A 23780-nucleotide genomic window follows, 5' to 3' on the forward strand; every position below is an offset into this window, starting at 1 on the left:
ATGAAAGCCATTTTGCTTGCCGCGGGCCTTGGCACCCGCCTGCGGCCAATCACAGATACTTTGCCAAAGTGCCTTGTTCCAATCAATGGACAGCCCCTGCTGGGCTTATGGATAGATAAACTCGCTCAGCTTGGGGTCGAAGAGATCCTCATCAATACCCATTATTTTAATGAACAGGTTGAAGCCTTTGTGGCCGCCAGCCCGTACCACGACCGCATTACCCTGAGTTACGAACCTGAATTGATGGGCACTGCAGGTACACTGGTACGCAATCGAACTTTCTGGCAAGGCCAGACTTGCATGGTGATCCATGCTGACAACTACTGTCAAAGCTCGTTAGCAGGCATGCTTGAGGCACATAACCAACGCCAGACACAGACCGATGCGACGTTACTGTTATTCGAAACCCCGACGCCCCGTAGCTGTGGTATTGTAAAATTAGACGCCAATCAGGTTATTCAGGAGTTTCATGAAAAGGTCGAGCACCCGCCTGGCAACCTTGCCAGTGGTGCCCTCTTTATATTTTCACCTGAGGTCTATGAACGCTACTTCTCACACCTGGAAGCACAGCGGCACTATGAGCTTAGCCTGGATGTCGTACCAAATATGATAGGTAAGTTACAAGGCTGGCTGGTAGATGATCATTACATAGATATTGGCACGCCAGACAGCTACGCACAGGCACAAAATATGGCCCAAACAGCGGCCCGTCTTTCTAGCGATACTGGCTCAAACCTTGCTTAATAAAGCACAGTTACTTCGAAGGATTTATATATGTCATTTTGTCAAAACTGGGATCAACTGTACCGCAGCAATCAGCACATGTCCGTATGGCCGTGGAGCGAAGTCGTCAGCGGTGCACTACGTAATACCCGTCTGCGCGACGGCGATCCATCGTTCACCATACTGGAAGTGGGCTGTGGGGCGGGTGCGAATTTCCCCTTTTTCTTGAGTTATTGTCCAAACGTCTATGGCATTGATGGCAGTGACTTCATTATCGGTGAACTGAAGAATCGATTCACTGATATTGCCGGTAACTTATATGTGGGCGACTTTACTCAGCCCTGGCCCTTTGAGGCACAATTCGACTTAATCGTCGATCGGGGCGCATCTGTGCATAACCCGGCCAGTAGCATTCAGCGCTATCTGGATCAGGCGTACGCTCAACTTAAGCCCGGCGGTGTAATTCTGATCACAGACTGGTTTAGCACTGAGCATTCTGACTATGAAAAAGCGCCAGAATCGGTCGATAAATACACTAAAACCGGTTACACCTGGGGCCCGTTTGCAGGCGTCGGTAATGTTAATTTCTTTGACGCTGACCTTATTCATCAACTGGTATCAAAATTTGAGATAGTTTCTCTGAGCCATTCTCAGTCAAGCGAGTATGGTAGTGATGGCGTCCATGCGGCGTGGAGTATGGTACTGAAAAAGCCAGCCCATGAAGAATAAGTTTAGCCTTGAACGCTGTGAGCTGGACCCAAAATGGGACAGCTTCATTGCCACATCTCCCCATGGTACCCCGTTTGTTCATAGCCAGTTTATTGCCCAACTGGGTGTGAAATATCACGCCTATTACTGTTGTAAAGGCAAAGAGAGAATTGCTGCGGTGCTGCTGATCGTAGATGAAAGCGAAACCCAGGTAATCGGCCACCACGATGTGATCCATGATGGCATAATGCATCGCAACATCAGTCATCTTAATCGTGCCCAGGGCCATTCCGAGTTGTTCGCCGCGCAAGAATATATTGCTGAGTACCTCGCTGAGCACTACACTCAGGTGCAGCTCAAATTGCACCCGGCCATTAAGGATATTCGTGCTTTTTTGTGGGTCAACTATCATAACAATGGACCCAAATACGCTGTAACCCCGCGCTATACCTCCATACTTGAGCTGGACGAGTTTGCCGCACCACTGGATACACTAGAACGCTCTGACAACTATAACAACAGCTCTGTGTCGAGACGTCAGGAGATCCGCTACGGTATTAAAAAAGAGGTGACCCTCAGTGAATCGCAAGACTTCACTTTGTTTGCCAAGTACTATGGAATGACCATGGCACGCCAGGGAATTGAAATAAGTACAGAGCAACTGGATGCACTTGCATTCAGAGTCAAAAGGCTGGCACAACATGGGCTGCTTTGCATGTATCAGGCACAAACTCGCGACCAGCAAATTGGCAGTTTTGCCACCTACTTGATGCATCAGAACACGGCTTATTATTTTTACGGCGCAAATCACCCAGATATGCGTGACAGCCATACAGGTACTGCTGTGCTTTGGCAGGCTTTCCCTTTGCTCGCACAAAAAGGCGTATCACGGTTAGATTTAGAGGGGATCAACAGCCCTCAGAGAGGTTGGTTCAAACTGAGTTTTGGCGGCAATGTAGAGCCATATTTTCATATTCAGCTGGCAAAGACCGACGCTTAAATAGCGTCGGTTGCTTGCATAATCGACTCGTAGGCCTCGATCAACACCTCAGCCTGACGCCAGCACTTTCCGCTGAACCGACCTGATACGATGACGTTGTCAACACAGTTTGACAATGTCTCGTAGTTTTGCTGATTAATAGCCTGAAACTCTGTGGTGGGTACCGGAAACGTGTTGTTAATCACCTGAGTCTGCCCACTGACACACTTTGCCTGTGGGTCAACTACCCCCATCGACACAAGCTGCTCGATGATCTCCGACTGTGTAAAGGAGTCTATCTCGTCGGGACTGCACAAGATTTCCGCGGATAAGTGATTATGGTTACTTTGCCCGGTTAAGTTTGGATACAAGGTCAGACGAAAAATCGCACTGCTCGGGTCCCAGACCCAGAGATAGTGTGACTTCTTATCAAGCAAAGGCCTGTCAAAGTTAAGATGAAAAATAAGCGCTGTGCGCAAGGTTACCTGGCCTCTGGCTGGCGTCAGACCCATCGCGGCTAAAGCAATAAAAGGCGGTGCACTCCAGAAAAGAAAATCGCAGTCAAGCACACGCTCGCTGTTGGCCAACACCAGGCTGGTCACCTTTTTATCATGATGTGCAATGCTTGCCACACGTTCAGAGGTGATAATTTCAACACCTGCGCGCTCAACGCGCTTTTGCAGTTGAGTAACCCAATAGCCAATACCCTCTCCTGTCGTTGGGTAGTAGTAAGTCACCTCGCTAAGGTTGTCCTGTGCTTTACGCTGCTGAAAATCGGCTTCCCGCTGATAACCCAGCTTGGCGTCGAAGGCAGGTAGCCGCTTAAGAGTCGCTGTTACATCAGCGGGCAATGCCAGAATACGGGTAAAACCAAATAATCCCGCAGCCATAGTCAATGACTTTAGCGGTGCATCCTGGCCATATAACTTGCGTAATATAGGTACAACGATACTCTCAGTGAAAACAATCCCCAGAGAATTGGCGCAATATTCATAAATCAAGTTTGACTCTGGCAAGCTGGCGTGGTTGATCAGCTCACCACATCCTTGCTGATAGATATCGTGTGGTAACTTAGACGCGTCCGGAAATGGACTGTTCAAGTCCCAGCTGCCGCCAAAGTAGTTGCCCGAGCATAGCCTGGCAATTTTATGCCAACTGCTTGTATCCGCATCTGCGAATAATATCTCGTCCAACTCTGCCACACCGGTGGCGTTGGGTATATGTGAGCCCATATCATAAGCAGCACCTGAACTGTCTTTGACAGAGCAAAACAAGCCACCAACCGTATCGGCTTGCTCGATCAGCACCACGTCAGTAAAGCGTTGCTTTAAGAGCAAGGCCGCAACCATGCCACAAATACCGCCACCAACAACAACCGCCTGATTATTTGCCATAACTACGTCTCCAACTGATCCTCTGGTGACAACATTTTCAATAACCCATGTGCCTCCAGCTTCATAATTGCACTTGCAAATTCTGTGACAGATTGATTGTACTTTTCTGCAATGTCGATGGTGTCATGCTGGCCATCGCTGTAACACAGTAACATCTTAATGTGGTTGAGCTCGTCGAGCTGACGGGTTCGCTCTTCACTGAAAAAACTCAGCGTCGGATACAAACCTCGATTACCCAGGTTAGGTTCACCATAAGGGTGGGTATTTTCAAACCGCGCGCTTTGTTCAAACGCCAAAAAGATTTTTTCGAGCTTATCAATACTGTCCAGCAATGGTTTGATGCCCATATAGTCTTTGTTATCCAGTGATGTGTGATATTCCTTGTAGCCAGTATGAAAACTACGGCTCACACAGCATACGGGGAACTGGAAGCCAGGCGCATTGTACTGGCGTTCATCAGAGCCACTGAGCGGACTAAATGGGATATTACTATGACCATGACCTTGCCCATTCAGGTGGTACAACAATTTGTCTAACAAGCTGTTGTCATTGCGGCTATGTTTAAATACCAGTTCCTGCGGGTCTCCCCCTAAACAGTTCAATACCAAACCTGACACCAAATTTTGCCGAAAATGGTCCTGCATCAGGTGTAGCACCCCCAGGCTCCCTATCGTTTCAGGGTGAAGCATAAAACGGTATGTATAGCGGCGGTTCGGCCACTGTTTGATCCTGTGATACAAACCCAGTAACACCAGTGGCCCACTGAGTTCATTATTGGCCATTGAAGGGTGACACAAATAAGAGCTGAGCAGAACTTCCTGCTTTGACTGACCGTCAAGTACCGCTTGCGCAATATCCAGGTGTCCATCGACAAAACGGCTCTTAATCACCGCGCGATATTGGCCTGGTTTAAGCTGTTCACGACGCGAATGACTCAAGCAAAAGCCCCAGCGCTTTTTATAATAGCTGGTCACATAAGGCACCGCTTCAGGCAGCTCAGGTAAACTGTACAAATGCGCCTGCAGCTCTTCCAAAGACAGAGTGATGTCAACCGGTTCGGAGTAATTGACGACCTCGAGATTAAGCCTGCGCATGTCTGCTACAAGCTCGCCATCAGGCCCTAACAGATAAGCTTCTTCACAGTGCCACTCCTGAGGCGCCTGCCAGTCAAACAGAGCCGTGCCCGAGGGAATAGCAAGCCGTTCCAGAGGCATATAGCGTTCAAAAATGTCGTAGCTTTTTCTCAGACCAGGTCCGGTGATCGATCTCAGGATTGGAAACAGCTCATCATAAAGGTCGCTATAAAAGGATTCTGTTTCTTGATATGGCACAATCACTACTCCCGTCCTAGGTCACACTTCTCAGTGTAATGCTCACAAAAATGTGCATATATTTCTTTGATATAGCTCATCCACAGCTGATTTAAACGCTGGTATTGCTCAAGGCAAAATGCCTCATCCTCGTAGGTATACAAAAGTGTAATCAAGGGACAGTGGTAATACAGCAGTGAGCCTTTCAGCACATGGAACAGATGTCCCCATTTGGAGTCTCGGTAAGCAAACACATATCGTGCCTGACGTCTCAGCTGATCCGCGGCTTCCTGACGGGTGTGCACAGGCTCAGATGCAATGGAACAAATGTGATCCACCAGCTCTTTCAAGCCATCTAGTGCTATTACTTCATCGCTGACGTCATCCAGTGGAAATACATCAAAGCATTCAGATTTGATGGCTTCAACCGTGGCATGGATATCAAACTCTTGCTCAATATCAAGTAAATCCTCTGCTTTTACAGGCAGCGCTTTTGCTATTTTCGCACCGCTGCCGACATTCAGACACGTGTCTACATCATAGTATCTGAGTAGTTTTTCAAGCTGGGCATGGGCAATCATAAATAAGTCATTGGATACGACAAGCCCACCGAAATTAGCCGGCAGTGTATGCCCTTTAATCTCCAGATGACCGAACCCCTGGGATTCATCATCCTCGTTTCGGGCCCGATAGATACTGTCTTTACTATGGTGCGCCCCTCTGGGGTCTTTACCATTATCCACCCCGAACAAATAAACATTGCGAAAACCAAGGTAAAGCGCAAAGGACAGCGCTGTATTAGCCACCACCGGATTGCTGTAAGGAATTTTGGGCAAGGTTTGTGACATATAGCGCAACGCCAGCAAGTCCATCATTGAAGTTCCTGCTTCTGCACCTTTTGCTGTAATACCAGCCCACTTATAACGATGGTTAGTATCAGGGTAAAGAGTGCTTAATCCAATCAAGTTGGTGTTTTGGTATACCTCAGGCGGAACAATGTCGCCAAAGATCTTGTAATTTGAATACGGTCTCTCTACCAGTGCATGGAAGTCAACTGGGATACCCTTGTTATGTAAGGTTGCAATTGAGGTACCCGCTGCAATCACAATGGCTTTTTTATGGTTACGCTTTATAAACGCTTCGGCTTCATCCAAAGAAGGGCCATTGCCAATGATAAAAACGGGGGTGTCTTTATTTACGTTCGATGTACTTCTCGTCAGCCAGGCTGCCTTGTTTCTGACATGATGAATACTGTGCGCCAACCCTGTCACTGCATCATTATAAAAACCGTGCCCAAACTGGAATCTGAAATAGTCTTTCGCCCATTGCTGGATCAACGTATTCAATTGGGCGCCAGGTGTGTGCTGGTAACAAAAACTGCGTACCAGCGCAAATGCCCCCACATCTTCTGCGACCTTTTCGATATCCTGTATGAATAGGCTGTGATCTACGCCTAAGTGAAAGAACAGACAGCCACCTTGCTCGTCTATATCGGCAATCACTTTATACCAGTCAGTACAAAACAGACTGGCAAAAAACTGCTCAAAATCAGGTTCAATCAAAAATATATAATCAAACTGAGTGCGTTCAAGCAGCAGAGGAATATGGTAACCCAAGCCAATACCAAAAATAACGGCGCTTGGAAAGTGTTCAGGAATTTTGCTGAGCGGCGCTTGTCCCTGATCGCGGATATCGATCATCAGATTTGTCAGCTCTGTCATATAGCGCACATGTAAACGCTCATCTTCCTGGTTTTGGCCATACCCCGTATAATCCGTCAGACTCATAACAGGCTTACTGAGTTGTCGCTCCACCTGCTCTGCGGTTTGCTCTATGGGTGATTGAGAATAAATGGGTGCACTACTGCCCTGAGGAACAAAATTTCCATGGCCAGATGTGGTCACATGAAGGCAGAAATCTTCACGTACACTATGATTGGTAATTGCCCTGGCAATGTCTGGATAATATTTTTCGAAACTCTGTAGGTTTTTGCTGAAACGCTCGTTAGCTTCTTTTGCGAATTCCGCTTCGCGGGCCTGATGAGCCGTTGTTTCAGAGAGCTTTTCACTGAGCGACTCTAGTTGTTGTGATAAAGGATCTTTGTTCATACATCAGCCAATGTCGTATTAAGTGTTTTTATACGCTTTGATCTTTTTTTGATTACCGACAAACTGCGACAGTTCTTTCGCAACTGACGTTCTGTTTAGGTGCAATTGGGTGGTTAACTCTTGGATATGATGGTAAATGTTAGCAGCAGAGCGCTGACACAGTTCCGATTCTGCCAGTATCTCTCGGGTCAATGTTGCGCGGATCTGCGCATCTGCTTGCTTGAAGAGACGTTGCGCCTCTTCCAGTTCACCAGCCTGGCAAGCAACATCTAACTCATTCAGGGTTGCTTCTATTTGCGCAAAATCAACCGACATTTGCGTCAGCGCCATTTGCAGTCAATGTCTGCTGACGCACATCAACAGGGATTGCGTCCCAGGCTGATTTAATTTCCTTTAACAGGTTTGATACTTCGTCAACGATCGCCGGATCGTTCTGAATACTGGCATCCAGCAATCGATCTATCATGTAAGAATACAATGCATACAGATTCTCGGTTACTTCGCCACCAACTTCAAAGTCCAGGCAACCGCGCAGCGCTTCTAAAATCGCAGAAGCTTTTGAGATATGTTCTGCCTTTGCTTCGAGGTGACGTTTTTCAATAGATACCTTGGCAAGTACCATCTTCTCGACTGCGCCAGCCATTAGCATCTGAATAATTTCGTAACGATCCGCACCTGCCACTCGGGTTTTCAGTGCTTCTTTTTGGTAATTTTTAACTCTTGCGTTATACATAATGGCTCCTTACTTAGACTTGGTGAACCCTGGCAAATTCGCGAGCTGAGCGCCCAGATAGGACTGGGTTTGTTGCATCTGGGCAATCAATACATCAAGCCCTGCATACTGTTTTCTCAGCCGTTCTTCCAAAGACGCCATTCGAAATTCATGATTTTCAACATCGTCTTCTAAATCACTGATCTGGCCATTAAGGCCATCTTCACGATCTTTAATCAAACCACTCGAACTTGCATAGTTATCAAGCAAGGTCTCAAGTTGTTTCGCGACTCCATTTTCTCCTGCAAACGCTGTGCCAATATCATCGTAGTTACTGTCCATGGCATCATTCAGACTGCGAACCAGAGACGATTTTTCTAAGTACCCGTCATTGTCTACCCCTAGACCAATATCAAAGATGGTTTCAAAGGGTCCGGCATTGGTTAAGTTGGTCGACAATGTGGTGATCAGCTGGTCGCTCAGGGTACGCATGGACGAGTCACCATTTAAGGGTTTGCCTATACGCGTCTGGAAGCCGATGTTGCCAACCAGATTGTTATAATTCGAGATAAACTCATCTATGAGCGTGTTGACTGATTCTCTGTCGTAGTCAACATTCAAGCTGGCAGTATCATAACCATCGGTGTCGTTCCCTGCACTTTTTGCCAGCGCTTTGATGGTCATGTCTTGCACCGCGTCTTTAAACGTATTGGTATCGCTTTGAACTTCCAAGCCATCAACAGTAATGATGGCGTTACGCGCTGCATCGTCTCCAGCGATGGTCATTCCGCCAGTTGTGCCTATCGAGACTTTATCAAGCTCTGCATTGTCATTGGTTACAGTAAGATCGTTATCTTTACCGCTCACGTTAGATGTCAGTATCAGCTTTGAGCCAGCCGTTGTACCCGTGTTTACAATGTTGGCTGTCACCCCGAAGTTTGATTCCGAGGCATTAATTGCATCTCGCAGCTCACCTAGCGTCATACCCGCGGTGACATCCAGAGTAAAATTATTATCTAAGCCTGCGCCGAAGGTCAGTGTCCCTCCAGTGGCACTTACTACATCATCAATTGACGTATAGGCGCCATCTGCCGAGACAGCCCGACTGCCCTGTGCCAATTGTTTGACGGCAATATCAAAATTACCAACTGATATGTCTGACGTGGGCGTTACACTGATAATGTCGCCAGATGTAGGTTGTGTAATGTTGGCAACCCTTTTACCGAAGTTATCAGGGTCGGCCAATTTTTTAACTGTATCGTTGAGTTTGGAGATAGCAGACTTAACCTCGCCCAAGGCAGAGAGTTCTACTTTCAAAGACTCTTCTTTCTTGACGAAGGCCTGCATTTTGGGAATATTTTCAGCATCAACAGATGCTTTAATAATACTCTCCAAATCCAGACCTGAGCCGACGCCTGCAGACGTTATAAGTGGCATTTGCTACCTCCAATTCACTTTCATTTATGCTGTCCTGTCAAACAGCAAACCTTTTCCTGATACTTTATCGGCAAATTCTTCCAAAGCCTTAGCGACTTCACGAAATTCCTCTGAGGGGATCTCACGGATCACTTCATCACTGCCTTTGTCAATGACTCTGATGAATGGCGGATTGCCTTTATCATCAAACTCAAACGACAAATTGGTTGCGGTGACCGGTATAAAGTCATTCAGCTTCGCCAGATCAGATTTCACCTGGGCGAACAATTTGTCCTGCGCATCAGGGTCAGCTTCTTCCTTTTGCTTGTCCTGAGCACGAACTGCAGGGTTATCAACCAGCTTGGTTAACTTCTCTACAGCCCGAAGCGTTTCTGCGTTTTCCTCAGGCTTAATTTGACCAGGAGTGAGCACCGCATTATTTGAGCCAAGCCCTAATGTTGCCTGAATCTCTTTCACAATACACCTCCAATCACTAGTCTAACTATAAGTATACGCCAAGTTTTGCGATTTCTCATGCAAACTTGACGCTACACTATTATTAGCCTAAGAGCGACAGGGCGACCTGAGGACGCTGATTAGCCTGACTCAGGATTGAACTACTTGCCTGTTGCAGGATCTGCATCTTAGTCAAACTGGCTGTTTCAGCCGCAAAGTCAGTGTCCTGAATACGAGAACGCGCAGCTGTCAGGTTTTCCGCAACATTTGACTGGTTACGAATGGTTGACTGGAACCGGTTTTGTACCGCACCCAGCTCCGCACGTTTCTTATCCACTACCGCAATGAGCTGATCCATACCGGCAAGTACCGCCTGCGCATTGGCTTGCGAAGAAACCGAAATACCCGTTTCAGTGAATACGTTAGAGAACACTTTAGCGTCAGCTTCTGTGCCTATCGTTGTACTGATGGTTTCTGTAGTGGTACTTAGAGCAACCCCGGTTACCCCACTGGCGATACCAGCAATACCAGACAGCGTGAAGCCACCGTTCGCTTGCAGGTCGTTGGTTGTGGCGGCAACGTTTTGCATACTGAAGCCGATGGTTTGTACTGCATCCGCACCCACCTGGAAGTTCGCGTCGTATGAACCATCAAGCAGGTTCTGACCACCAAAGGTGGTGTCGGCTGCAACTCGGTTTACTTCCTGAGAAAGAGAGCGAATTTCTTCTTGCAGTGCCAGTCTATCTTCATCGGTGTTTGAACCGTTAGATGCCTGTTGTGCAAGCGTTCTGATCCGTTGGAACATTTGAGTGGTTTCGTCCAGCGCACCTTCAGCAGTTTGCGCCAATGAGATACCATCATTTGCGTTTCGGATACCTTGATTCAAACCGTTGATCTGACCGTTCAGACGGTTGGTGATTTGCATACCTGCAGCATCGTCTTTTGCACTGTTAATGCGCAAACCCGATGATAGGCGTTGGAAAGACGTATCTAACGCACCTGAGGATTTGTTTAATTGCCGCTGTGCGTTCAATGAACTCACATTGGTGTTTACATATAAAGCCATAATAGCCTCCGCTTTATCAATATAACTCGCTGAGACGGGATACCCCTACCCTGCCAGCAGCGATGATTTAGAGTCCTAGATTTATAGTTCTCTAAATCCGCTATCGACTGATAAAGCGAAAGCTTTAGCCTTATTTGCAAATTATTTTAATTTTTTTGTGTCATTAACCCTGTAGCAGACTCAGTGCGGCCTGTGGACGCTGATTTGCCTGACCAAGAATGGTCTGGCTAGCCTGTTGCAAGATCTGGTTTTTAGTCAGTTTAGCGGTTTCCATCGCAAAGTCCGCATCTTTGATCCGAGATTTTGCTGCAGACAGGTTTTCTGAAACATTCGCCTGGTTTCGAATTGTCGACTGGAAACGGTTTTGTACCGCACCCAGTTCAGCACGCTTTTTATCGACCACTGCAATTAAAGCATCCATCCCCGCCATGACCGCCTGTGCATTCGCCTGTGAAGACACAGAAATACCTGAAGCAGTAAATACGTTAGAGAACACTTTAGCATCGGCTTCAGTACCGATATTTGTACTGATGGTTGCTGTGGTCGCACTCAGGGCTGCGCCTGACACACCACTGGCAACCCCTGCAACACCTGAAAGGGTGAAACCACCATTATCAGCCATAGAGTTAGTCGTGGCACCCACATACTGCATACTAAAGCCGATGGTCTGAACTGCATCAGCCCCAACCTGGAAGTTTGCTGAATACGAGCCATCCAATAGGTTTTGACCACCAAACGTGGTATCGCTGGCTACCCGATTCACTTCTGCCGCCAGCTGGCGTATTTCTTCCTGAATTGCCAGTCGGTCTTCATCGGTGTTTGAACCGTTAGCTGCTTGCTGTGACAAAGTTCGGATGCGCTGGAACATAGAGGTAATTTCGTCCATCGCACCTTCAGCAGTCTGAGCAAGAGAAATACCGTCGTTAGCATTTCGGTTACCCTGGTTAAGACCTAAGATCTGCGACTGTAGTCGGTCGGAGATTTGCAGACCTGCAGCATCATCTGCTGCGCTGTTGATGCGTAAACCTGATGACAAGCGTTTGAAGGACGTATCCAGCTCAACACCGGACTGTTGTAGTTGTCGTTGCGCATTAATGGAACTGACATTGGTATTTACAAATAAAGCCATGATTCACTCTCTCTATACAAATGCTCAGCATTGAGCTGTTCATTGGTGTACAAGGAGGCAATTGTTATCACTGGCCGGGGCTCAGTGAAGGGGCAATCCAATGCCGCTTGTACAAACTTAATTTCTTCTGGAGTGAATAAAGCAAGGGGCGTGCCAAGAAATTTTGACAATGCGTAAATAGCATCTTGGACTCGTTACATTGTGCTCTGAGCTATACTGTTTATAAAGCTGACATCGACGCGATACCTGTAAGGAAGGGCCTTCAGGTGTTTTAAAAGTGTAATATTGCCAAACCAAACCGCATATCTAAATAAAAAGTATAAAGAAAAAGAGGCCTGGCAGCCTCTTTTTTGAAGTTTGAGAGTGGGTGTCAATATTTTTTCATAATATTGGCACGGAAAGTGCTAATATTAACGTGTTCATTGTTTTGATGAACTGAATTGGATTTAAGCTCCTCCGCTTTATCATCCAATTAGGTGCCCTGGCTAATACCCCATCAAGTCCGGGCACCTGTTTTCCTACCTATCTTATCCCAGTAGACTTAGTGCAGCCTGTGGACGCTGGTTAGCCTGACTCAGGATTGTCTGGCTCGCCTGTTGTAGGATCTGCATTTTAGTTAAGCTTGCAGTTTCCTGTGCGAAGTCAGTATCTTTGATACGTGATTTCGCAGCTGACAGGTTCTCAGAGATGTTCGATTGGTTACGAATCGTAGACTGGAACCGGTTTTGAACCGCACCTAGCTCTGCACGCTTCTTATCAACTACTGCAATCAGGTTGTCCATACCAGCCAATACTGCCTGCGCGTTTGCCTGAGATGATACTGAGATACCTGTTTCAGTGAACACGTTAGAGAAAACCTTCGCATCCGCTTCAGTACCGATGTTAGTACTGATGGTTTCTGTGGTGGTACTCAGAGCAACACCCGTTACACCACTGGCGATACCTGCGATACCTGACAGGGTGAAACCGCCGTTTGCCTGCATATCATTGGTTGTACCGGCAACATTTTGCATACTGAAGCCAATAGTTTGTACTGCATCAGCACCAACCTGGAAGTTTGCAGAGTAAGAACCATCTAGTAGGTTTTGGCCACCAAAGGTTGTATCTGCAGCTACCCGGTTCACCTCTGAAGATAGTGAGCGGATTTCTTCCTGAATTGCCAAACGGTCTTCATCTGTGTTTGAGCCGTTTGATGCTTGCTGTGCCAGAGTACGAATACGCTGGAACATTGAGGTAACTTCGTCCATCGCGCCTTCAGCTGTCTGAGCTAGCGAGATACCGTCGTTGGCGTTACGGTTACCTTGGTTTAAACCGTTGATTTGCGAAGTCAAACGGTCTGAAATTTGTAGACCTGCTGCATCGTCAGCAGCGCTGTTGATACGGAAGCCCGATGATAAACGCTTGAAGGAAACATCAAGCGAGTTGCCTGAATTGTTTAATTGTCTTTGAGCATTCAATGAACTTACGTTAGTATTTACATAAAGTGCCATGGTGATTCTCCCACTGTAATCTGAGTGCTTACTCTTTGAGTGCTTACTCTGTAAGTGCCCACTCTCAAACTTCTAAAACTTACTCTCTTAGCCTTCAAGGTTTGTTTTCACTCTCCGGCTTGGTTACTTAAGTTATCGGGCAGTGGGAAAAATACTTTAGAAAATTTTCTAAAAAAATCTCATCCTTTTGTTTTTATTTGAAATTTACTTTCTAAAGCGGCAGAAAATGGGAAATAAATTGCCACCCCAAGATTCCCTCAGAATTCTGATGCAGAGCAGCAAAGCATATAAAAGTTAGTAAGTTAGAATCTAAACTGGATAAAAAAGAAGTAAAATGGAAGCGACAGGAATAACTCCCAAAAGCCGCTTCCAGGACGGATTACCTGATGTAGTCGAGTAGAGATAGATTAGACAACCGGCCAAAGGTGGCCTGCGATGCCTGAAGTGCGGTTTCATGTTTGGTCAGATCGGTGATGGCTTCTGCCATATCCAGTTCAACCAGCTCAGCTTTGGCAATCTTGTTATTAATGTCCAGGTCTGCGTTGGCATCAGTAATACGTGTTGCCGTATTGAGCCTGCCACCTAAACCCGACTGTGTCTGCGAAACCCTATTTTTTGCGTTATCAATGCCAATCATGGAATCAGCCAGTACCTGACGGTAGTCTTTTTCGCTTAGGGTCGGGTCATTCAATGCAGCGACCAGATCATCCAGCATATTTAGCACGTTATCTTTTTCTGGCGCTTCGAGGTCAAAGTCGATTTGTGCAGGCGCACTCCCCGTGAAGCTAAACTCCATTCCCGCCACTTCAATATGGTTTTCTTCATAACTTCCGGTTGCCAATACTGTTGCACCTTGCTGCAAAGTATAGGTATTAGGCGTACCTGCAGTAAGTACCAGACTAAAGGTATTCGAGCCGGCAGGTGCTGTCGGATCAGGATTGTAGTTCGCTTTGTGAAACTCATCAAAAGGACCTTGTTTGGTCACATATACATCGGAACTCACGACACTGCCTGAGACAGTTGCTGTATTAGATGCAACATTTAGCCGGGTTTGCACACTTTCAAATACATCGAAGCCGTTGTCACTGGACTTAATTTCAACCCCTTCGGCAACCTTAATTTTATGCTGACCTTGATCTCCATTATATTGATAACGTTGTTGCGTACTGTTATACGAATAGGCTTCTGTATTATCCTGATAGCCGGAGAAAATATATCGACCATCTTCCGTCTTTGCATTCATAAGATCGTGCACTGCCGTTTGAATTGCACTCAACTCTTCTGAAAGCGAAGCCCGGTCTACATCTACCAAGGAGCCATTACCAGCCTGAACTGTGAGAGTCAAAGCCCGCGTTAACGAGTCTTTAATATTATCTAGCACACCCTCTTGAGTATCCAAACGACCTTTAAGCATGGTCAGGTTTTTTGTGTACTGTTCGTTAGTCTGGATCCTATCTGTATACAATAAAGCTCGCGCCATCGCAGAAGGATCATCGGATGCAGTCAATACGCGCTTTTGGGTATTAACCTGCTGCATAGCTTTATTCACGTCTTGCTGACTATCTAGTATGGAGTTCAGGTTGTTCTGATACATCATATTTTGAGATAAACGCATAATTACCTCGCCGCACTTAATAAGGTGTCAAACACAGTTCTTGCCGCGCTTAATACTTGCGCAGCTGCTGAGTAAGATTGTTGAAAACGTAATAAATTGGCCGCCTCTTCATCCAGGTTTACACCAGCCATCGACTCATACCAGGCTTCAGATTGTGCAGCCAGCGCTTCATACGCTGCGCCATTAGTTTTTGCCTGATTGGCCACAACCCCTATTTCTGTCACCAGGCCGGCATAAGCTTCATTGAACGTCTTCAGATTGTCTGCTGTTGCAGTAGTAACTACATTTTGACGAACCAACTCTGCGCTTTGCAATTTACTTAACTCCAGGCCATTTCGATTATCATCGAAACCGCCCGTATTGAACTCAATGGTGTAGGTATCACCCGTTGAGGGTGTTCCCTCTATATTGAAATCGAAACCATAACTGGCATACGCACCGCCTGCCTGTGCAAGGATGTTTTCAGCTGGCGGTGTAATAGTAAAGGTATTAGTACCATTACCATCCACAATCTGATATTCGTTGGCATTTGCCGTCTTAGTTAATGTAATAGTGCCATTGGTAAGACTCGGTGGTGCCGCCGTAAAGTTACTGGTAGCGGGGTCAGTGTTAGTGACAGAACCCACTGAAATAGTCGCATTACTGACATTATTTGCTGCGGTCTCTGTACGAATAGGAGAGGCTAATGCAAGACTTTCCGGGCGGTCTGTTGCCAGCTGAAGGTTACCTGCGGTGCCTGAATTAAGCTTAACTAAAAAGCTATCCCCGACATTGGCGGTCCCTGTCAGGTTCATTTGCAAACCAAACATGTCAACGCCTGCCGCAACTGAGTTTGAATCTATTACTCCTCCAATCACGTTTGCGGTTACGGGAGTTCCCTGCACATTGCCCTTACTGTCCACCGCTGCAATTTCGACAGTGTTTGCCGCGGTATAGGTGACTCTGAAATCCGTCGCTGGAACTTCTTTACCTTTACCTGGCTCAACCGTAGCCGTTAACTGTGCCGTGCTGGTGTTGCTGGCATAAGGATACCCACCGACGGTCGGCAGCTCGAATATATTGCCACCCAGATTACCGTCTAAGTCCATCCCCAATTGGTTTTGCTGATTAAAAGCATCGGCCAGTGACAAGCCAATCTGGCCCAGCTGAGTCTGAGCGGGTACCAGAATGTCATCACGAAAAGCCATCAGCCCGCCGATTTTACCTCGCAGCGTCGTATGATCTACTTCAAGTGCGACGGCTGAGCCATCTTTGACGTCAAGTGTCAGTGTTTTATGATTGGGATCGGGGTCGCCATCCATCGAAAAAAGGCTAAAACTGCCATTCTCCATCACCAGAGACTGACCAGACCCCAGAAAAACCAACTTCTCACCGTTGGCTCCGTCTAAGGTCTCTATATCCACCAGCTCGGCTAAGTCTCTGATGGCCTGATCACGTTGGTTAAGCAATGAACTGCCGCTACCATCACTGTTATTACCATTGAGCGCAGCAACCTGACCATTCATATCACTGATCTTCTGAATGAGATTATTGGCCTCATCAGAATAGATGGACAATTGCTCGTTCACGATATTGCTCTGATCAAACACAATACCGGATAACCGGTCCATCTGGTCGATCAGGTTCTGAGCATCAGTCAAAAACAAAGAACGCGCAACCGTTGAAGAGGGTAAATTCATCGCCTCTTGCATATTATTGAACAGGGAGTTAATGCTCTGATTAAGATTATTTGATTCCTCACCAAATAAGGTATCAACCCGAGTGGCTTCCGTTACAAACTGATCATAATAAGCCTGACTCGATAAATCTCGATTTAGCTGTTTCTGGGCAAACTCATTGAGCAAACGTACCGTTTCACCACGGCCTACCTGATTGTTAATCATAGTAGTATGCTCTGTCCGCTCGCGAACGTAGCCTTTGGTATTCAGGTTTGCGATATTTTTACTGGTAGTCTGAAGTAGCTCAGAGCTGGCTCTGACTCCCGACGTACCAATATTCATAAGATTAAAGGACATCTTAATTTACTCCCTGATGCACTGACGCTGACAACATGGACTGAAACTCTCCTCTGCCCAACACACGTTTAATTTTCTCTGCATAATCTGGATCTGTTGCGTATCCGGCCTGCTGCAGCGCATCCAGGTATTGCTCCGGATTGTCTGTCTTATTCAAGGCATCCTGATACCTGGGATTTGACTGCAGGAAATCGACATAATCATTGATGCTATCTTTGAGCGACTCATAGGCTCTGAAGTTAGCTTGTTTTTTCACCGGCAGGCCCTGTTCAAACTCCAGTGTCATTTTACTGGCGCTGTCACCCTGCCACCGCTTATCTGCTTTGATGTTAAAAAGGTTAAAGCTGCTTTCACCGTCCTGACGCGTAATAATATGCTTGCCCCAGCCTGTTTCCAGCGCTGCCTGTGCAACCATGACGGCTGGATTAAGGCCTATCTTCTCTGCCGCAGATTTGGCATAGTCCCATAGCTGACTAATGAAAGATTCAGGATCATCGAATCGCACGTCGTCAGGCGCACTCTCTTTCACTTCTGGCTGTTTCTCGGCTTTGCGTTCTTTTTCTACGTTCGCTTGGCTCGCTTCACCATTGGCGATACGATCACTTTGCAACTCGGCACCAGTGCGCAGCACCGAGCCTGGCATATACCCGTCGCGATTCGGTGACAATTGCTGCACAATAAGATCAGCAAGACCCAGGCTCCCTTCACTTGAAAGCTGCATAGACATCTGCTGATCATGCATATCACGATAGAATTTGACACTGCTGGAGTTAAACGGACTGTCTTTGTCTTCCAGCACTTCATTCGCTTTACGCATACTGGTTAACATCATTTGTGTGAAAATAGATTCGAATTGTTGAGCCGCTTTGCGCAACGCTTCCTCAGAGGCATCGGCATCTCCGGTACTTTTCAGCGCGTCCTGTCTTAACGAGTTCAAATCGGTTAAGTCATAGAAACTTTGGTTGCGAGTCGGATCAGTATTCATTGCTCAAAATCACATCAATATACATAACCAATTACAATGCAATTATTGAGCCAATAAAAAAGCCCCGTAAAACGGGGCTAACTGTTTGATTATAAAAGAAGCATCAGATGACGACTAATTGACCATGTATCGCGCCAGCTTCTTTTAGCGCTTCAAGTATCGCCATCAAATCACCTGGTGCTGCTCCCACAGCATTGATTGCACGCACTAAGTCATCCAGGCTTGAACCGGGGTCAAATACAAACGCACGAGAATCATCTTGGTCAACATCGACAATGCTTTGACGCGTAACAGCCGTTTCTCCATCAGACAAAGGCTGTGGCTGAGACACATTCACCTGCTCCGCAATGGTCACGGTTAGTCCACCATGGGTGATGGCCGCTGGTTGCAATTTCACTTCTTTACCAATGACAATAGTACCGGTGCGTGAATTAACGATAATTTTGGCTGAGGTATCTGCTGGAGTGAACTCTAAATTCTCCAGGGTCGATAGATAGGCAACACGCTGTGATGGATCGCGCGGAGCTATAACTCGTACAGATGCCGCATCCATAGCCTGCGCACTTTGCGGGCCAACCAGATCATTGATAGTATCCGCCAGGCGTTTCGCCGTAGTAAAATCCGGGCGGTTAAGGTTAAACGTAATGTGATCGCCCTGCGTAAACGGACTTCTGACTGCACGCTCAACAGTACCGCCATTTGGGATCCGCCCTACCGTTGGCGTGTTAATGACCACACGGCTCCCATCTAACCCTTCTGCCCCTAAACCACCTACAATCATACTGCCCTGTGCAATGGCATAGACATTACCATCTACCCCTTTAAGGAAGGTCTGTAACAGAGTCCCGCCACGCAGGCTCCCGGCACTACCTATAGAAGACACGGTAACGTCAATTGTTTGACCAGGCTTTACAAACGCGGGTAACTCAGCATGCACGGCGACCGCTGCGACATTTTTAATTTTAGGCTTGAGGTTGGCGGGCATGGTAATGCCAAAGCTATTCAGCATGCCTTTAAAGCTTTGCTCGGTAAAGCGCGTTTGTTCGCCAGTTCCCGGTAAACCCACGACCAGACCATAGCCAACTAACTGGTTTGAGCGTACGCCCTCAACCATAGTTACATCTTTGATCCGCTCTGCATGTACAAACTGGCTTGTAACAAGTGACACGGCCAGAACAAGCATGTTGAATAATCTCATCGTCTTTTACCTCAAAATGGCATGATGGCGCTCATAAAGAACTTGGTCAGCCAGCCTGCACTTTGTACTTCCTGAGTATCACCTTTTCCTGAATACTGAATACGCGCATTGGCGATACGATTTGACTCCACCGTATTATCAGCATTGACATCTTGCGGCCTGACCAGGCCTTCAAGACGGATGAATTCCTCACCGGTGTTCAGTGTTAGCCACTTTTCGCCTCGGATCACTAAGTTACCATTTGGTAAAACTCGCATCACATTGACAGAAATATTACCAATCAGACTATTTGACTGGTTGGCCTGCGCGTCGCCCTGGAAGGACGAGTTTGAGCCAGCATCCAACTGAATACTTTTGCTTCCCCAGTTGACTGCTGCGCCCCCTAAACCAAGTATGGGATCAACATTCACTTCACTGTCTTTATCCAGCTTGGAATTTGCAGCCTTTGAAGCCTGCGTCGACTCTCGCAGCACAACCGTAATAATATCGCCTGTTCGAAGTGCCTTTTTGTCTGAATACAGATCGTTGGCATAGGCATTAAACAACGAGCCTGTTGGCACGACTGGCGCAGCCTCCGCTTCTGGGTACATGGGCGCGTAGTAAGGATCGTCCCGCTTAACATCTTTATTCTGCGTCGTTGTACAACCACTCAGTGCTATACAGCCTGCCGCTATCAGGCCAATTGTACGTAACTTATCCATACTACCCCCAATCAATTAAAGCTGTTGATTAATGTAACTAAGCATCTCATCGACTGAGTTGATCACTTTAGAGTTCATTTCGTAAACTCGTTGCGTTTCTATCAGATTGACCAGTTCTTCAGTTACGTTAACGTTAGATGTTTCCAATGCCCCTTGCACAATTGAGCCAAGCCCCTCAACGCCAGGGTTGCCTTGTACCGGTGCACCACTAACCGCCGTTTCGGTGTAAAGGTTTTGGCCAATCGGCTCAAGACCTGACGGGTTAATGAAATCGCTAATCACTAACTGGCCGATGACCGTGTTAGCCGCTTCACCCTGAATACTGACAGACACTTCACCATCTTGGGAGATGGTGATGGAATTGGCGTTATCCGGCACATTCATTTCCGGCTGTAACGGGAAACCTGCACCAGAAGTCACAATACGACCTTCTTCATCTGTGGTGAACTGACCATTACGCGTGTATGCGATTGTGCCGTCAGGCATCTGAATTTCAAAGAATCCCGGTCCCTGAACCATCCAGTCCAATGAGTTCTCTGTACTCAGCATATTACCTTGCGAAAAGTTTTTTTGGTTTGCCACGACTTTGGCACCGGCGCCTAGCATCAAACCTGATGGCAGTTCGGTATCCTGAGAGGAGCGCCCACCGGGTTGGTTAATATTCTGATAGAGTAAGTCTTCAAATATCGCGCGGCTCTTTTTATAGCCGACCGTACTAGCATTCGCCAGGTTATTTGAAATAACTGATATATCAGTCTGCTGGGCATCTAAGCCGGTTTTACTGATCCATAATGCTGGGTTCATAATCTTTACCTCACTCTCTTAAACGATACGCAGGAGCGAAGTGTGTCGCTCATCAATTTCTTCAGCTGTTTTCATCAGTTTCATCTGCATTTCAAACTGGCGCTGAAGGTTTACCATGTCCACCATCTCATGAACTGGATTTACATTAGACATTTCCAGATAGCCACTCATTACCTTGGCGGTAGGGGAGATTTCACAAAACCCACACACTCCATCTTCTAGTAGCTCTTCTTTTGGTCTGAACAAACCGTCATTGCCTTTTTCAAGTTTGCTATTGTCTGCGCTAATAATCTTCAATCGGTCGACCACTTCCAAAAAGTTGGCAGGTGCACCCTGGGGTCGGACCTGAATCGAGCCATCGTCACTAAACACCACCTTTTCTACCGGCAAAGGTAAAATAATTGGGCCACCTTCGCCAATAATTTGACGACCATGGCTGGTGACCAATGCGCCATCAGAGGTGATATTCAACGTACCAACTTTGGTATAAGCTTCTTCACCTGCGGCGTCCACCACACTGATCCAGGACTTTTCATCAACAGCGATATCAAGATCACGTCCCGTTTCAGTGATAGCCCCGCCCGTCATCATGGTCCCCGGACGTTCCTGCATAGCAAATACGCGGGTAGGAAGCCCTTCACCAAAAGCCTGCATAGAGCGGGCCTGTGCAAAGTCTGCCTTAAACCCGGTGGTATTGGCGTTGGCCAGGTTGTTCGCTTTCAGTCCGACACCAACCAGATTTTGTTTGGCACCAGACATAGCGACATACAGCATTTTATCCATGGGAACGACCTAAAATTGTTCAATCTATACTGAGTAAAGCAATATAGATGCCAACATGTTCGTCAAGAAAATGAAAAGGCCGCATTAAGCGGCCTTGGGAGGTGATGAAGTAGATTATCGGATCTGCAGAATGTTCTGCTGAAGTGTTGAGTTCACTTCCAGTGCCCGAGAGTTTGCCTGGAAGTTTCGCTGTGCACTAATCAGGTCAACCAGTTCGTTCGTCAGGTTAACATTCGACTGCTCGAGTGCTGAGGAGTTGATGGTTCCCAGCGTACCTGAACCTGGCTCACCCGCGATAGGTTCACCTGATGTTAAACTCTTTTTCCATCCAGTGTTACCAACCTGCTGCAAGCCTTGCGAGTTTGAAAAGCGAACCATTGCAACCTGACCCAGGTAAGTAGAGTCACCATTACTGTAAGATGCCACTATTTTACCATCGGAGCCAATATCAATACCTGCAAGTCGACCTGTTGTAGCACCATCTTGCTCAAGTGCTTTTACTTCAAAGCGGCTCGCGAACTGTGTCGGTGGCTTAGTATTTGCCTCATCGCGCCAGTTCATCTGGATATTGCTCGGGAAAGTTGCACCATTGGTCAATAATGTTGACAGACCAGCGCCTGCACCCGCAGGAATGTTAAACGGGTCAAAAGTTGGGCCCGAAACAGGCACTCCAGGATCACCTGTTGAAGCGGGGTTACCATTAGAATCAAATTCAAACTCGGTAATTGGTCCAGCTACACTACCGTCACCTGCTGGGCCTACTAACTGCCCACCCAAAGTTGCATAAACCTGCCACTGGTTTGGGTTTGTTGCAGGATCTTCTTTAACAAAATACATCTGGAGAGTATGCGGCTCACCTAAGCTGTCATAAATCGTTGTAGACGTTGAACTGTTATAAGAAGCACTTACCGTTGGATCAAATGCTAGTGTAGGCGACGTTACTCTTGAGTCCAGGTTAAATGAAGTGTAAACATTTGTCGTTGCACGAGGAGAGCCTGATGCATCTGGGATCTGTAATGCAGCAGAGGTACTCAAACTGACCGATGTCGTATCACCTGTGCTTGGGTCAACAGGGAAACCTTGCAGGAAGTTGCCCTGGGCATCAACAATAAAATTATCTTTATTGAGTTTAAATGCTCCCGCTCGACTGTAAGTAAAGTCTTGAGAACCCAACTCTTCACTCATTGCGAAGTAGCCCTCACCCGTAATCGCCAGATCCAACGAGTTCTGAGTAAAGTTCAGAGATCCCTGGTGGAACTGCTGTGCAACCATAGTGGTTTGTACACCATCACCATTTTTTGTTTTACCAGCACTGAATACAGAAGATGCATAGACGGATGCGAACTCAGCACGTGATTCCTTAAAGCCTGTCGTATTCACGTTGGCAATGTTGTTAGCTGTCGTGTCCAGGTCTTTCTGAGCCGCAGCTAAACCTGTTAATGCAATATTGAAACTCATACTCTCACCTCTTGCGATTAAGGTTAAATCTTTTTAATTAGGCCAATTCTGCGACGTCAGTTAGTCGCACGGCACCTGCTTTAGTATTAATAACGATGCCGCTAGCACCATTGACGTTGACGCTCTCTATATTTCTGAAAGTCGCCGTAGGTAAGGCTGTAAACTTGCCATTTACAGAGCCTTCAGCCTTTATTGTGTAATCACCAGGCGGAAGCATCTCGCCCTCTTTGTTTTTACCATCCCATTCAAAACGCACTGCACCGGGTTGCTGATCTTTCATATCAATGGTTCTGACCAACTCGTTTTTATCATTGAGTACACTTACCGTCAGTTTTTCTACCGGCTCTGTCACAATGATTGAACCTCGCGCTTGCATGTCTGGGCCATGCTCAATCGTGTCTGACTCCAGCAGCGCCTTCTTGCCAATCAAGGTAGACGCCTGCAACGCAGAATTAGAAGTCATAGAATCAGCCAATGATTCGAACTTTGAATTCAGATCCGAAATGCCCTCGGCCATCGTAAAGTTCGTCATTTGCGCAATCATCTGATCATTGTCGGCAGGTTTGCTCGGATCCTGATAGGACAATTGCTGAGTCAATAACGCAAAGAAATCCTCTTGCTTCAACTCATCATTCTTTTCAGTTGGCACTTGTCTATCTGGCCAACGCAATGAATCGACATAGGTCGAGGTTGCTGAATTGACGTCGTTACTCATTGGCTATACTCCCAC

The 23780-nt window shown here is 46.9% G+C and carries 22 protein-coding genes; 3 read left to right on the forward strand and 19 right to left on the reverse strand.

Annotated elements, in window-relative coordinates:
• From ELR70_RS18895 to ELR70_RS18905, 3 genes are read left to right on the forward strand one after another with little or no spacing between them, the layout of a single operon-like run.
• Positions 1-744: a nucleotidyltransferase family protein gene (locus tag ELR70_RS18895; protein ID WP_054015584.1), complete on the forward strand. Its 744-nt coding sequence runs from the start codon at positions 1-3 to the stop codon at positions 742-744.
• A 30-nt stretch (positions 745-774) separates the two neighbouring features.
• Positions 775-1452, forward strand: coding sequence for a class I SAM-dependent methyltransferase (locus tag ELR70_RS18900; protein ID WP_054015583.1), 678 nt, complete (start codon positions 775-777; stop codon positions 1450-1452).
• Entirely contained in the window at positions 1442-2431 is a 990-nt protein-coding gene (locus ELR70_RS18905; protein WP_054015582.1) for a GNAT family N-acetyltransferase, read from the forward strand. Before ELR70_RS18900 ends, ELR70_RS18905 begins: the two co-directional genes overlap by 11 nt.
• Here ELR70_RS18905 and ELR70_RS18910 read toward each other — a convergent pair.
• The 19 genes from ELR70_RS18910 to ELR70_RS19000 all read right to left on the reverse strand — a co-directional run bounded on the left by ELR70_RS18910 (position 2428) and on the right by ELR70_RS19000 (position 23765).
• Entirely contained in the window at positions 2428-3804 is a 1377-nt protein-coding gene (locus tag ELR70_RS18910) for an FAD-dependent oxidoreductase (protein WP_054015581.1), read from the reverse strand. The genes ELR70_RS18905 and ELR70_RS18910 overlap by 4 nt on opposite strands.
• A 2-nt stretch (positions 3805-3806) precedes the next feature.
• On the reverse strand, positions 3807-5135 hold the full coding sequence (locus ELR70_RS18915) for a DUF4910 domain-containing protein (RefSeq protein ID WP_054015836.1): 1329 nt from the start codon (positions 5133-5135) through the stop codon (positions 3807-3809).
• Positions 5136-5140: 5 nt separating this feature from the next.
• Positions 5141-7222, reverse strand: a complete 2082-nt coding sequence (locus ELR70_RS18920; protein ID WP_054015580.1) for a 6-hydroxymethylpterin diphosphokinase MptE-like protein — start codon at positions 7220-7222, stop codon at positions 5141-5143.
• 18 nt (positions 7223-7240) lie between these two features.
• On the reverse strand, positions 7241-7552 hold the full coding sequence (locus ELR70_RS18925; protein WP_235577098.1) for a hypothetical protein: 312 nt from the start codon (positions 7550-7552) through the stop codon (positions 7241-7243).
• A complete protein-coding gene (gene fliS, locus ELR70_RS18930; protein ID WP_054015578.1) occupies positions 7527-7955 on the reverse strand; it encodes a flagellar export chaperone FliS in 429 nt (142 codons plus the stop codon). Before fliS ends, ELR70_RS18925 begins: the two co-directional genes overlap by 26 nt.
• A gap of 9 nt (positions 7956-7964) precedes the next feature.
• Positions 7965-9371 (reverse strand): flagellar filament capping protein FliD, encoded by a 1407-nt coding sequence (fliD, locus tag ELR70_RS18935; RefSeq protein WP_054015577.1) that lies wholly within the window; start codon positions 9369-9371, stop codon positions 7965-7967.
• A 24-nt stretch (positions 9372-9395) separates the two neighbouring features.
• Positions 9396-9827 carry a flagellar protein FlaG gene (locus ELR70_RS18940; protein ID WP_054015576.1) on the reverse strand — a complete coding sequence of 144 codons (432 nt, stop codon included), beginning with the start codon at positions 9825-9827 and terminating at the stop codon, positions 9396-9398.
• A gap of 82 nt (positions 9828-9909) precedes the next feature.
• On the reverse strand, positions 9910-10872 hold the full coding sequence (locus tag ELR70_RS18945; RefSeq protein WP_054015575.1) for a flagellin: 963 nt from the start codon (positions 10870-10872) through the stop codon (positions 9910-9912).
• A 163-nt stretch (positions 10873-11035) separates the two neighbouring features.
• On the reverse strand, positions 11036-12001 hold the full coding sequence (locus ELR70_RS18950; protein WP_054015574.1) for a flagellin: 966 nt from the start codon (positions 11999-12001) through the stop codon (positions 11036-11038).
• Positions 12002-12528: 527 nt separating this feature from the next.
• Positions 12529-13491 carry a flagellin gene (locus ELR70_RS18955; protein WP_046003948.1) on the reverse strand — a complete coding sequence of 321 codons (963 nt, stop codon included), beginning with the start codon at positions 13489-13491 and terminating at the stop codon, positions 12529-12531.
• A gap of 379 nt (positions 13492-13870) precedes the next feature.
• A complete protein-coding gene (flgL, locus tag ELR70_RS18960) occupies positions 13871-15106 on the reverse strand; it encodes a flagellar hook-associated protein FlgL (protein ID WP_054015573.1) in 1236 nt (411 codons plus the stop codon).
• 2 nt (positions 15107-15108) lie between these two features.
• The gene (gene flgK / locus ELR70_RS18965; protein ID WP_054015572.1) at positions 15109-17121 is read right to left on the reverse strand and encodes a flagellar hook-associated protein FlgK; all 2013 of its coding nucleotides are present in this window, start codon (positions 17119-17121) and stop codon (positions 15109-15111) included.
• Between the two features lies 1 nt (position 17122).
• The gene (gene flgJ / locus ELR70_RS18970; protein ID WP_054015571.1) at positions 17123-18106 is read right to left on the reverse strand and encodes a flagellar assembly peptidoglycan hydrolase FlgJ; all 984 of its coding nucleotides are present in this window, start codon (positions 18104-18106) and stop codon (positions 17123-17125) included.
• Between the two features lie 103 nt (positions 18107-18209).
• Positions 18210-19304: a flagellar basal body P-ring protein FlgI gene (locus tag ELR70_RS18975; protein WP_054015570.1), complete on the reverse strand. Its 1095-nt coding sequence runs from the start codon at positions 19302-19304 to the stop codon at positions 18210-18212.
• A gap of 11 nt (positions 19305-19315) precedes the next feature.
• A complete protein-coding gene (flgH, locus tag ELR70_RS18980) occupies positions 19316-20005 on the reverse strand; it encodes a flagellar basal body L-ring protein FlgH (RefSeq protein ID WP_054015569.1) in 690 nt (229 codons plus the stop codon).
• 15 nt (positions 20006-20020) lie between these two features.
• On the reverse strand, positions 20021-20809 hold the full coding sequence (gene flgG / locus ELR70_RS18985) for a flagellar basal-body rod protein FlgG (RefSeq protein ID WP_054015568.1): 789 nt from the start codon (positions 20807-20809) through the stop codon (positions 20021-20023).
• A gap of 18 nt (positions 20810-20827) precedes the next feature.
• Positions 20828-21592, reverse strand: coding sequence for a flagellar basal body rod protein FlgF (locus ELR70_RS18990; RefSeq protein WP_054015567.1), 765 nt, complete (start codon positions 21590-21592; stop codon positions 20828-20830).
• A gap of 114 nt (positions 21593-21706) precedes the next feature.
• Positions 21707-23050 (reverse strand): flagellar hook protein FlgE, encoded by a 1344-nt coding sequence (gene flgE / locus ELR70_RS18995; protein ID WP_054015566.1) that lies wholly within the window; start codon positions 23048-23050, stop codon positions 21707-21709.
• A gap of 37 nt (positions 23051-23087) precedes the next feature.
• The gene (locus ELR70_RS19000) at positions 23088-23765 is read right to left on the reverse strand and encodes a flagellar hook assembly protein FlgD (RefSeq protein ID WP_054015565.1); all 678 of its coding nucleotides are present in this window, start codon (positions 23763-23765) and stop codon (positions 23088-23090) included.
• Positions 23766-23780: the final 15 nt, after the last annotated feature.

The sequence above is a fragment of the Pseudoalteromonas sp. R3 genome (assembly GCF_004014715.1).
Lineage (GTDB): Bacteria > Pseudomonadota > Gammaproteobacteria > Enterobacterales > Alteromonadaceae > Pseudoalteromonas.